Origin of the sequence: Mycoplasma nasistruthionis (assembly GCF_006228185.1) — a bacterium.
GTDB classification, from domain to species: Bacteria; Bacillota_I; Bacilli_A; order Mycoplasmatales; family Metamycoplasmataceae; genus Mycoplasmopsis; species Mycoplasmopsis nasistruthionis.
Window position 1 is genome coordinate 691903 of record NZ_CP040825.1, and the last position, 10888, is coordinate 702790.

Here is a 10888-nt window from a genome sequence, read left to right on the forward strand (position 1 = left end):
AAAAAATTATCAAAAGAAGTAGCAAGAGACAAAAGAAGAGCTGCTAGAGCACAAGAATCAGCACAATAATAAAAAAGGTAAAATTACCTTTTTTATTTTTTGCAATTTTTCACATTTCACTCACAAATTTTCTGTTTAAACCTGTAAATAAGCCCTAAAAGTTTTTTATTAGTTTACTTTCAAAAAATAAATTTTTAAAAGTTTTAACATTGATTTTTTAATTTATAATAATTAAAACAGTTAAAAGACATGGAGGAAAAATCGTATGGCATACAAGGCTCTTTATCGTAAATATCGTCCACAGACTTTTGATCAAGTAAAGGGTCAAAGTCATATTGTAAGCACTCTTAAAAACATTCTTTTGACAGACAAAATAGGGCATGCTTATCTATTTTCAGGACCAAAAGGGACTGGAAAAACTTCTGTTGCAAAAATATTTGCCAATGTCTTAAACTGTTCTCATAAAACAACTGACAAAACTGTTGCTTGTGATTCTTGTTTACAAAACTTTAACACTAATTTAGACATCATAGAAATGGATGCAGCTTCAAATAATGGAGTTGATGAAATTAGAGACTTAAAAGAAAAAGTTGAGCAAAGTCCAATTAATGGTTTATTTAAAATTTATATCATTGACGAGATTCATATGCTGTCTAAAAGTGCCTTTAATGCACTTTTAAAAACTGTTGAAGAACCACCTAAACACGCAATTTTTATATTTGCTACAACTGATCCACAAAAAATACCTTTAACTATTCGCTCAAGGGTTTTAAGTTTCAATTTTAACAGAATGACTGACAATGAAATTATCAATCATTTAAAAGAAATTTTAGCTAATGAAGGTATTTATTATGAAGTTGAAGCTTTAAGGGTTATTGCACGTTTATCAAGTGGTGGAATGCGTGATGCTCTTTCAATTGCTGATCAAGCAAGTTCATTTAACAATAAACGCATTTTAGTTTCAGATTTATATCAAAACTTTGGAATTTTATCAAGTACAGAAATTATTGATTTATTAACTGCTGTAGCACTTAAAAAATCCACAGAATTAATTCAAAGAATAATTTCATTATCACAACGTGGAATTGATGCAAATCAATTGTGTTTAAGCCTTATTTCATTTGTTAAAGAGAAAATTATCTTAAATAAAACTAATGATGCCAACTTAGTATTTTCATTTAATGCAAATCAGTTAAATTCAATTAGCATTCCTCAAAATCTTTATTTAGATTTATTGATGAGTTTTATGAGATTTTAACAGCAGTTGCTAAATCAGAATTTTCATTCGAGCTTATTCAATTAGGTTTATTAAAAGTTATTGATTCAATTACTGAAGAAGAAGCAAATCAGATTAAACGCAATGAATTAATTGCAGATGCTAAATCACCAATTTCACAACCTTTAATTGATGAACCTTTAGATTTATCACAAATCATTAAATCGCCTAAAACTAAAGTTAAAAAAGCCCAAACAATTGAAGAAGATGATACGAGCAATTTCATTGGTGAAGGTTCAATTTTTAATGAGCATAATTCAAATAAAACTACAGTAGTTGAAATTGAAAAATATGATGATGAAGTTGTTATGAAAGATTCAGTTATTTTAAATGATCAACTATTTGAAACATCAACCAACACTTTAACAACGGAAGCTCTACAATCTCATACAACAAATCAAGAAATATTAGATTTTGTTCAAAATACAACAAAAACAAAAGAAGTTGTACTTGAAATGGAACACCAACTATCCGATCAAGCTCAATCAGAGAGTTTAAAATATGAAGATGATTGAACTTTAGAGCAGGATATAACTTCTTTTGCTCCAAACACAGGTGAAAGACCACAATTTATCACAACTGAAGTTACAATTGATAAAATAGATAATAATTCAGCTCAAGTACTACAAACCTTGTCAGAATCTATTTATCACAATATCCCTTATGTTCAAGCAGATTTACAAAAACTTGTTAATCATTACAAATGAGTTCAGAGTGATTCAAATAGAAACAATAATAGCTTGAATGTACAAAAAGATTTTAAAGAATTTCATTCAGAACCATTAAGTTCAAATAATGAAAAATGACAGTTGTTTTATTCATTATTTAAAACTGCTGATGCAGTTTTAGCTTCTGATAGATTTATTCATATTTTATTAACTGACGAAAACTATCAAAAAATTAATAATGAAATACCTAATGATATAGCTATTCAAGACTATTTAGGTGAAATCTTTTCAAAACCAGTTTATGTGCCTTATTTAGAAGTTATCTTTTTAAATAATGCAGAATATCAAAACATTTTAAACAAAGTAAAAACAGATTATTCTGAACCAACTGAACCAGAAATCAAAACCAGTTTAAGCGGCGAAGAACAAAGAAGAATTTTGGAAAAACAAATTGATTCGGTTTTTTCATCAGATTTTTAAGGAGTAATTATGAACCCAGAATTAATTAAAAGATTAAAAAACATGCAAAAAGAAATGGAAACAAAACAAGCTGAATTAGAACAAAAAGAATTCACAGTTGAAAAACAAGGAATTAAAGTTGTTGTTAAAGGTGATATGTCTGTTTCATCAATTGAAGTATCAGAAGTTTTAGTTGACCCAGATGATGTTGAATTATTGCAAGATTTAATTACTGTAGCAATTAATGAAGCTTTAGATTTAGTTAAACAAGAACAAGCTAACTTAGCACCTCAAATGCCTGGTATGCCATTTTAATGTTCAATAACAGTGATATTTTGCAATTTATTGCAAAATTAAAACAAATACCTGGAATCAGTAAAAAACAAGCAGAAAAAATTGTTTACTGAATTCTAGATAACCCTAAAGAAGTAGTTGAAGATATAGCAACTTCTTTTTTAGACTTAAAAGACAAAACAACATTTTGTGAACTATGTGCCAATATTAAAACAGATGGCAAATGTATTATTTGTCATAATCCAAAAAGAACAAATCAACTTATGATTGTAGAAAATCTACAATCACTTCAAAAAATCGAAAGTACTGATTTTTATCAAGGTAAATACTATGTTTTTAACACCTTAGTTGAAAATCATGGCGACTTAAATAAAAATAAGAAGCAATTTGACAATCTTTATGATTATGCTACTGCTTTTGATGAAATTATTATTGCTATTTCACCAACTTTAAAAGGTAACTTAACATCAAGTGTAATTAAAAAACAATTAGTTAATATGGGACTTAAAGTTACAGAATTAGCAATAGGAGTTCCACTAGGAGCATCAGTTGATTATATTGACCCAATAACATTACAGTTTGCAATTAGAAACAGAAGAAAATAAAGCAGAGAGGTGATTTTATGTTTATATCATTTGAAGGATTAGACGGAAGCGGAAAAACAACTATTACACATAAACTTGAAGCTGCAATGCAAAGTTTATACCCACACTTAAACGTGATTTGAACTCGTGAACCAGGTGGAACAAATATTAAAGAGGCTGAAAAGATTCGTGAAATTATTTTAGACAAAGACCATGAATTATCTCCAGTTGCTGAAGCTTTACTTTATTCAGCAAGCCGTAGAATTCACCTAGAAAAAGTGATTTGACCAGCTTTGAAAAATAATGATTTTGTAATTTGTGATCGTTATGTGGATAGTTTTTTTGCTTATCAAGGTTATGCTCGTAATTTAGGAATTGATTTTGCTAAAAAATCACTGAAATAGCAATTGAAAATTCTATGCCTGATATTACATTCTTTTTAAATTTAACACCTGAAGAATCAAAAATTCGTCGTCAAAGTTCTCGTTTAGTTGAAGACAGAATGGAACAAGAAAAAGAAAACTTCCATAAAGGAGTTTACGACGGTTATTTAAATTTAATCAAAGAAGATCCTAATCGTTTTATTATTATTGATGCTACAAAATCACCAGAAGAAGTTTTAGAAGACATTATTGCTGAATTACAAAAACATCCAAAATTTATTGCATATTTAGCTTCAAATGATACAAAGTAAAATATTAGAAACCATAAGTGATTTAGCATCAAAAAATTCGCTAAATCACTTATTTTTATTAACAGCACATAATGTTTATAACTTTGAATCAGATTTATTAGATTTAGTTAATGCAATTAATTTATCTAATTCTTGACAGTTAACACCTAATGTTATTCATTTAGGTTTAGAATCTAAAACAATTAAAAAACAAGACTTAGATCAAGCGTTTTTATTAGCTTCAAATTCTAATTCAACTAATTACAAATATAAAATCTTAATTATTCCAAATATCGAAAACATCAGTGTCAATGGGTTAAATGCAATTTTAAAATCAATTGAAGAACCTTCAGAAAACGTAATAACAATTTTAACAACTAACAAAATACAAAAAATATTGCCAACAATTTTATCTCGAGCTTTTGTTATTAAACCAATTATAAATACCTATCAAGACACACTAAAACAAGTACAGGACTTAGGTATTGGTTCAGAATATTTAAATATTTACGCTGTTTTATATCAAGATGCAAATTATATTAAGCAGCTAATTGAAAATAAATCTGACACAATAATTGAAAAACTTATGCCTATTTTAGAATCTGATCAATTTCACCTTGATCTATTTAGATTTATAAACAAAAATTTACTTAAAGACAATTTAGAAACAAATAATCTGATTTTAGATTTTTTAAAATCATTTTTATTAGATGCATTTTTACAAGATAAATCTAATCTAATCTTTAAAAACTTAATTAAAAATAAAACTAAATTAATCAAATCTAAACCACTGACTTTATCTTTTATTCATGATATTTACAATTTCAAAACTAACCTATCATACTCTGCAAACTTTGAATTACAAAAACAACTATTAATCATCAAACTTATGGAGAAAAATGGCTAAATTATACATCGTAGGAACTCCTATTGGAAACTTAGAAGACATTACTATACGTGCCTTAAATACTTTAAAATCAGTCAATTTTATTGCTTGTGAAGATACTAGGGTTACTCGTAAATTATTAGACAGATATCTTGAACCAAATGAAATAGCTTCAAAGAAACTATTTAAATATGACAAGTTTACTGAAAAAAACAGCGCTAAAGGAATTATTAACCTTATTGAGCAAGGAAATGATGTTGCTCTTGTTTCAGATGCTGGTATGCCAGTCGTTTCTGACCCTGGTTTTGATGCCATTTCACAAGCATTGGCACAAGATATTGATATCGAAATCATTCCAGGAGTAACAGCAGCTATTACTGCTTTTGTAGGTTCAAATTTTAGTGCTGAATTTACTTTTTTAGGATTTATCAAAGACAAAACACAACAACGAATTAATCAACTAAAAGAACTTGCGATTGGTACTTATATTTTTTATGTTTCACCTCATAAACTAATTCAAACTTTAGACGATATTTACACAGTTTTTCAAGACAAAGCACAACTTTGTTTAACAAAAGAATTAACTAAGCTTTATGAACAATGATTCAGAGGAAATGCTTTAGAGCTCAAAGAGCATTTTCAAAGTTTAGATAGCATCAAAGGTGAATATACATTAGTGCTTAATATACCTAAAAGTAAACGTGAAAAGGTCAATAAATACAAAAAGGATAAAATTGAAAAATAAGTTTATTAATTTAGTATTTATTAACTTTAAGCGCCTGGTTACTGATTTACATAAGCAAGATTTAAATCCTAATTTTAGTTTTAAAAACAATGATGAATATATTGAATTTATCTTTCAAAAGCTTAATTCTTTATCATCTAGTTCAAAACAACAGCAGTTTATTAAAACTTTTGAAAATCAAGATATAGACACTTATGATTTTTCAGATCCATTTTTAGCTAAAGGAATGGATCTGCTAACTAATAATTCAAAATCTCCTATCTTTAAATACTTAAATGATGATAATTTTCAAATCCAATTAATGCCAGATTATAGTTTCGTAATTCTTCAAAAATTTAATAACAAAACTGATAACAACATAAAATTATTTGATTGAATTAAAACCTTTTTAACTCATTTAATTTCAAATCAAATAATTGACAGTTTTAATTATAAAAACACACTTATAAGTCGCTATACAAGGCTTAAAACTTTAAAAGTTGTTAATTGTGCCCTTATTGACAATGATTTATCAAGCTTTGAAATTGAAAAATGATATAAACAAAATGAGTTTTGTTATCTATCAAATCAAGATGAATCAATAAATCTGGAAATGTTTTATAAACAATTATTTTGAATCGAATCTTATTATCTAAGACAATCTTATTTAACTGCTAGGTTAGACACAATTGATACATCAAACATAAGTAAAGAAAATAATATTTTATTTCAAGTGTTTGACATACAAACAATGCAAGATTCAATTCAAATACCTAAAACAATATTTCCATCATTTGGCAATAAGTTTAATGATTTATTTCAACAAATTGAAGACAAAATGTCTTCATTAAATATTTCAAAAGAAAATAAAAGTTATAAAATCAAATTTAGACAAGAAGTAGTGGCTTCTGCAGTTATTTTTGGTACAGCTTTTTTATCACTAACAGGTTTATTGCAAGTATGTACTTGAATATATGAAAGAGCTTATGGATATATCTCTGAAAATAATTATTCAGTTTATATCATTGATAAAAACTGATGAATAGTATTAATTTTAGCAATAGTGTTTTCAGTAATTATCTTTTTAGGTTCTATTAGTTATTTCTTTTTTAGATTATCAAAAGCTTTAATTATCAGAAAACAAGAAAAAACAGCCATTAAATATGAAAGACAACTAAAACTACTAAGAAATGAGTTTGATGTTAATTTAAGCCCTTGTTTTGCAAATAAACAAGGGTTTGAATTAAATCGTGTAGTTGAATTTAATAAAATCATTAATAAATTAACAAAATAAAATACGGCAGTGCCGTATTTTTTAGTTCATTTTAACTTTTAGAATGTATTTTGAAATTAATTTGTTGTTTTGATATTGTTCAGAGAAACTTACAATTCCTGGACAGTGAATTTCATTTGGTAAAAATAACATGAAATTATCTGGCTCTATTTCAACTAATCCTAAAGCCTTTTTAGCTTTGTAGTATCTTACATCCATTGCTGTGTCATAGTCAGTAATTGGTTCTAGTTGCTGTAAATAATTAACTGGAATATAACCATAAACTTCTTTTTCTTTAAATAAGTGAATATCAGCATAATGATTATGTACTTCGCAAGTCATATCATTTGGTTTAGACATTTCTAATGTACGATGTACAAAAAACATATCATCATCAATTATATGTTTGCCTAATTCAAATTTACTTAAATCATTTTGTTGAATTCATTTAAAAGCTTTTGCTAACTTTGGATTTATATCTTTGTATAAATTCATGTTTTTAATTTTATCTACAATCATTTTACCTCTTTAATATTGTAGAGAATTTTAAAAAATCTAGCTATAAAAGCTAGATTTTAGTTCTATTAATCCTCTACAGTATATTCTGCTTCTTGATCGTGTGTTAGTTGTTTAATTGAGTTTTCTTGCTCTAAAATTTCTTCTTTAACTTCATCACTGATTTCAACAAACTTAAACTTTGTAGCTTTTTTAAATAATATCTCTAGATTCTTTAAGAAGTCATTTGTTATTTTTTTCTCAATTGCTTTGGAAGCTTCAAGAGCATCATTTAAAGAAGTTTGAATTTTATCATTTGATTTTTTTATTGAATTCAGGTCTTTATTAAAGTCCGCTAATTTTTTGTCTAAAAGTTGTGTAAATTCAATTGCATTTTGCTTAATGGTGAAAATTTCACTATTAATTTTTTCAATTTTATTTTGACCTTTTAAGTATAGTTCGTCAAATCTAGCTTTTAATACTTTTAAGAAAGGTTTTAAAAGCACAGGTCTAAGGAAGTACATTTCATTAAATGTATCAGTTTTTTCATCATATTGTGAAATGTCTCTTAATAATCTTGAATCATTTGGATCGACTGTAGAAACTAACAGTGAAACAGTAGCATGTTTTTTAATGTGGTTTTTAAGTAGTGGTTCAAAGAATTGACTGTTTTTAGTTTTAGTTTCACCGCTATTTGTGTATTCGGTTTTACATTCAATTAAAATTGTTGCATAAACTTTTTTTGGATTGTATTTGTCAAATAGTTCAATAATAAAGTCAGCCTTTGTAGCTTTGTTATCATCACCTTTAACAGAAGCATTATCTTTTTTAATTCTAAGTCCATCAGCTTCGCTGAAATCGTCTTTTACTTTTTCGTAAATTTCTGTTTCAAATTCTTCACCAATAACTTTAGAACTTCATGTATTTCTTCTTTCAAGTCTTCTTTTATCATCTTCTAAATTTTTTATTTCATCTTTGTATTTTTGTTCTAGTTCAAGTGTTAAGTCTTTTTTAACTTGCTCAATTTCATTTTGTTTTTCGTTTAATCATTCAATTTTAGCAGTTGAAACCGCAAGTTCTTTTTCTGAATTAATATTTTTGTTGTTGTTTTTTAATTCGTTTATTTTTTCATCTAGTTGTTTTTGAATTTCATTTTTTTCTTCATTTAGTTTTGATTTAATTTCAAGTATTGCTTTTTCTTTTTCTTCTTTGGCTAGTTCTTCTTTGGCATTTAATTTAGCTTTTAGATCAAAAATAATTGTATTCAATTCATTTAATTCTTTTTCTTTTTTATCTTTTAATTCATTGTAATTTTTATTTTCACGTTCAATTAGTTTGATTTTTTCATCATTTAGTTTTGCTTCAGTTTCAAGTATTGCTCTTTCTTTTTCACTATCAAATTTTTCAATTTGAGTTTTTAATTCATTTAATTCATTTTCTAATTTATGTTTTTCTTTATTATGTAATTCATTTAATTCTTTTTCTTTTTGAGCAATTAAATTTTTTGTTTTATCCATATTAGGAAGTTTTTCTAAAAAATCTTTTTCAATTTGAGTTCTTAAATTATTATTTTGACTAGTTTCTAAATATTCTTGAATAAGCTTGTCAAATTCAGGAACTTCAGAAACAAATATTTCATAGTTTTGATTTTCAATTTTAAATAATAAGCTTTGTGATTTTAAGTCTACAAAAACTTTTTCAATTTTACTTGCGATTTTATTGCTCCTTTTAATTTTTTTGGTTTTTAACATAAATAAGAAAAAGCGCTTTTGTGTTTTATCTATGTTTAATAGAATTTTAACATAGATATTTGTTTTATCTATGTTTAATAGAATTTTAACATAGATATTAAAAAATTATCATTTTTTAAAAAATATTTTTTTGAATTCTATTTTGTGTCATTTTATCCGTAATTTTTATATTAATTAGCAGTTGATTATAACAAATACTAAAACTGCTAATTAAAAATGATTTCTGGACATTTATACACATTTACATTATAACTTTGTTAAGTTTAAAAAATAATTTAAAAGATAAATTATGGGAAAATCGTGGTTTATTAAGACAAGTTATTAAAACTATATTAATTCAAATGAACATAATAGTAAAAACGTAACATAGTTTCATGTGCTTAAAAATTAGTTTTATAATATCAATATGAAATCATCAAAATCAAATAAAGCTAATAGAAAAACTACTAAACAAAAGAAATTAACTCTTAATGATCTAGGGCAAAATGAATTAAATGCATATGAATGAATAGTCAAAAGTATCTTTGAAGATCATCAAATAGGTGAAGATGAAGTATTAAAATACTTAAATGAATATAAAAAACAAAATCCAGATAAAAAGATTTCAAACATACTCAATTAAAACGGGTATGTTTTTGTTTTCTAAACCAATAAGTTAAAGCAAAATAAAACGTTATATGTTATTAACAACATATAACGTTATTTGTATCTTATTTTAATATTAATTAATTGATGATAAAACAGCTAGTATAGCAAATAAAACAAACACAAAGCTAATACTATCAAAACGATCTAATGCACCACCATGTTCTTTTAAAAGTTTTGAAAAATCTTTAATTCCGTTCATTCTTTTAATTCCTGAGAAATATAAGTCACCAAATAAAGCTGCAAAAGGAGCTATAAATAAGAAAGTAATTATATAAGCAGTGAAATTAGAAGTATTTAAAAAATAATTAAATATGGTGTTTTGTGTATATAAATTTGAATTAATACCATTTTTAATTCCATACATTGATGAAATTAAAATTAAAGCAACAAGCATTGAAGTTAAATAACCAACAAATGCTCCTTCATAAGTTTTTTTAGGACTTAATTTTGGTGCTAATTTAGGTTTAATAAATTTATGACCTAAAGTTTTACCACCAAAATAACCACCTATATCATATCCACATGAAATGAATAAGAATAACATTATTAATTCAAGTCCATAGTTTTGTGTTAATAAAACTATAAAAAATTTAATAAATATAATTAAGATTGCAAGTGTTAATCCATAAATTAAAGAATTAATTATTAATCATTTATAATTTGGCATCTTAATTATGAATAACTTAATCATAATTCTAAAAATAATTGCTAGTATAGGTATTAACAACAAGTATCAATCAAATACAAATTGACGAGTTAATTTTCCTACTTCATTTAAGTCATTTGATCAACCAAATTCATTTTGTTTTCCTGTGAATAAAAGTAATTGTTGTCATAAAGACATGTTGCCAAATACACCAACTAAAGCAATTGCTGAAAGTAAAATGGCAAAATATTTATTTTTAATAGTGCTCATATTTAATTCAAAAAACAATCAGAATGAGAATATTATTAAAAGCACTGCTGATGTTGATTTAAATAATAGTTTTACACCTTCAGATAAGTTTTGATTATATGTCGGATTAAAAGAAACTAAAAGCAAAGTAAATAAAGGAATAGCTACTAAAATTAAAATAAGTGCAGGAATTAACCTGTTTTTTACAAAGCTTTTATTAGTGTTGTTTAATCTGTTTGAATTCATATTTTAAATTATATTA

At 25.5% G+C, this 10888-nt stretch carries 14 protein-coding genes; 10 read left to right on the top strand and 4 right to left on the bottom strand.

Translation table 4 applies throughout. The annotated features are described in order from the left end of the window. Positions 1 to 265 precede the first annotated feature (265 nt). Complete coding sequence (gene dnaX / locus FG904_RS03385; protein ID WP_246051801.1) at positions 266 to 1258, top strand: DNA polymerase III subunit gamma/tau; 993 nt, start codon at positions 266 to 268, stop codon at positions 1256 to 1258. Here the strand turns inward: dnaX and FG904_RS03390 are convergent. Further along, positions 1245 to 1502 carry a hypothetical protein gene (locus FG904_RS03390; RefSeq protein WP_246051802.1) on the bottom strand — a complete coding sequence of 86 codons (258 nt, stop codon included), beginning with the start codon at positions 1500 to 1502 and terminating at the stop codon, positions 1245 to 1247. The two genes, dnaX and FG904_RS03390, sit on opposite strands and share 14 nt — an antisense overlap. An 82-nt stretch (positions 1503 to 1584) precedes the next feature. Between FG904_RS03390 and FG904_RS03395 the strand changes: the two genes are divergently transcribed. Genes FG904_RS03395 through FG904_RS02805 form a run of 8 tightly spaced genes read left to right on the top strand, consistent with a single transcriptional unit; the run spans position 1585 to position 6858 of the window. Then, positions 1585 to 2424 carry a hypothetical protein gene (locus FG904_RS03395; RefSeq protein ID WP_246051803.1) on the top strand — a complete coding sequence of 280 codons (840 nt, stop codon included), beginning with the start codon at positions 1585 to 1587 and terminating at the stop codon, positions 2422 to 2424. 9 nt (positions 2425 to 2433) lie between these two features. After that, complete coding sequence (locus FG904_RS02780) at positions 2434 to 2718, top strand: YbaB/EbfC family nucleoid-associated protein (protein ID WP_139592394.1); 285 nt, start codon at positions 2434 to 2436, stop codon at positions 2716 to 2718. Further along, positions 2718 to 3302, top strand: coding sequence for a toprim domain-containing protein (locus tag FG904_RS02785; protein WP_139592395.1), 585 nt, complete (start codon positions 2718 to 2720; stop codon positions 3300 to 3302). The genes FG904_RS02780 and FG904_RS02785 overlap by 1 nt, the downstream gene beginning before the upstream one ends. A 17-nt stretch (positions 3303 to 3319) precedes the next feature. Then, positions 3320 to 3685: a dTMP kinase gene (tmk, locus tag FG904_RS03485; RefSeq protein ID WP_338044330.1), complete on the top strand. Its 366-nt coding sequence runs from the start codon at positions 3320 to 3322 to the stop codon at positions 3683 to 3685. Between the two features lie 14 nt (positions 3686 to 3699). Further along, positions 3700 to 3975, top strand: a complete 276-nt coding sequence (locus FG904_RS03490; RefSeq protein WP_338044331.1) for a dTMP kinase — start codon at positions 3700 to 3702, stop codon at positions 3973 to 3975. Next, complete coding sequence (locus FG904_RS02795) at positions 3962 to 4861, top strand: AAA family ATPase (protein WP_139592396.1); 900 nt, start codon at positions 3962 to 3964, stop codon at positions 4859 to 4861. The genes FG904_RS03490 and FG904_RS02795 overlap by 14 nt, the downstream gene beginning before the upstream one ends. Continuing rightward, positions 4854 to 5585 carry a 16S rRNA (cytidine(1402)-2'-O)-methyltransferase gene (gene rsmI / locus FG904_RS02800; protein WP_139592397.1) on the top strand — a complete coding sequence of 244 codons (732 nt, stop codon included), beginning with the start codon at positions 4854 to 4856 and terminating at the stop codon, positions 5583 to 5585. The genes FG904_RS02795 and rsmI overlap by 8 nt, the downstream gene beginning before the upstream one ends. Then, complete coding sequence (locus FG904_RS02805) at positions 5575 to 6858, top strand: hypothetical protein (protein ID WP_139592398.1); 1284 nt, start codon at positions 5575 to 5577, stop codon at positions 6856 to 6858. Before rsmI ends, FG904_RS02805 begins: the two co-directional genes overlap by 11 nt. A gap of 21 nt (positions 6859 to 6879) precedes the next feature. Here FG904_RS02805 and FG904_RS02810 read toward each other — a convergent pair whose 3' ends face one another. Together FG904_RS02810 and FG904_RS02815 are read right to left on the bottom strand one after the other, a co-directional pair. Continuing rightward, positions 6880 to 7356, bottom strand: coding sequence for a NanQ anomerase/TabA/YiaL family protein (locus FG904_RS02810; protein ID WP_139592399.1), 477 nt, complete (start codon positions 7354 to 7356; stop codon positions 6880 to 6882). A 65-nt stretch (positions 7357 to 7421) separates the two neighbouring features. Further along, positions 7422 to 9083, bottom strand: a complete 1662-nt coding sequence (locus FG904_RS02815) for a DUF2130 domain-containing protein (RefSeq protein WP_139592400.1) — start codon at positions 9081 to 9083, stop codon at positions 7422 to 7424. Between the two features lie 406 nt (positions 9084 to 9489). Here FG904_RS02815 and FG904_RS02820 point away from each other — a divergent pair, with 406 nt between their 5' ends. Next, positions 9490 to 9705, top strand: coding sequence for a hypothetical protein (locus tag FG904_RS02820; protein ID WP_139592401.1), 216 nt, complete (start codon positions 9490 to 9492; stop codon positions 9703 to 9705). Between the two features lie 99 nt (positions 9706 to 9804). Here FG904_RS02820 and FG904_RS02825 read toward each other — a convergent pair whose 3' ends face one another. Then, a complete protein-coding gene (locus FG904_RS02825) occupies positions 9805 to 10872 on the bottom strand; it encodes a phosphatidate cytidylyltransferase (RefSeq protein ID WP_139592402.1) in 1068 nt (355 codons plus the stop codon). Between the last annotated feature and the right edge of the window lie 16 nt (positions 10873 to 10888).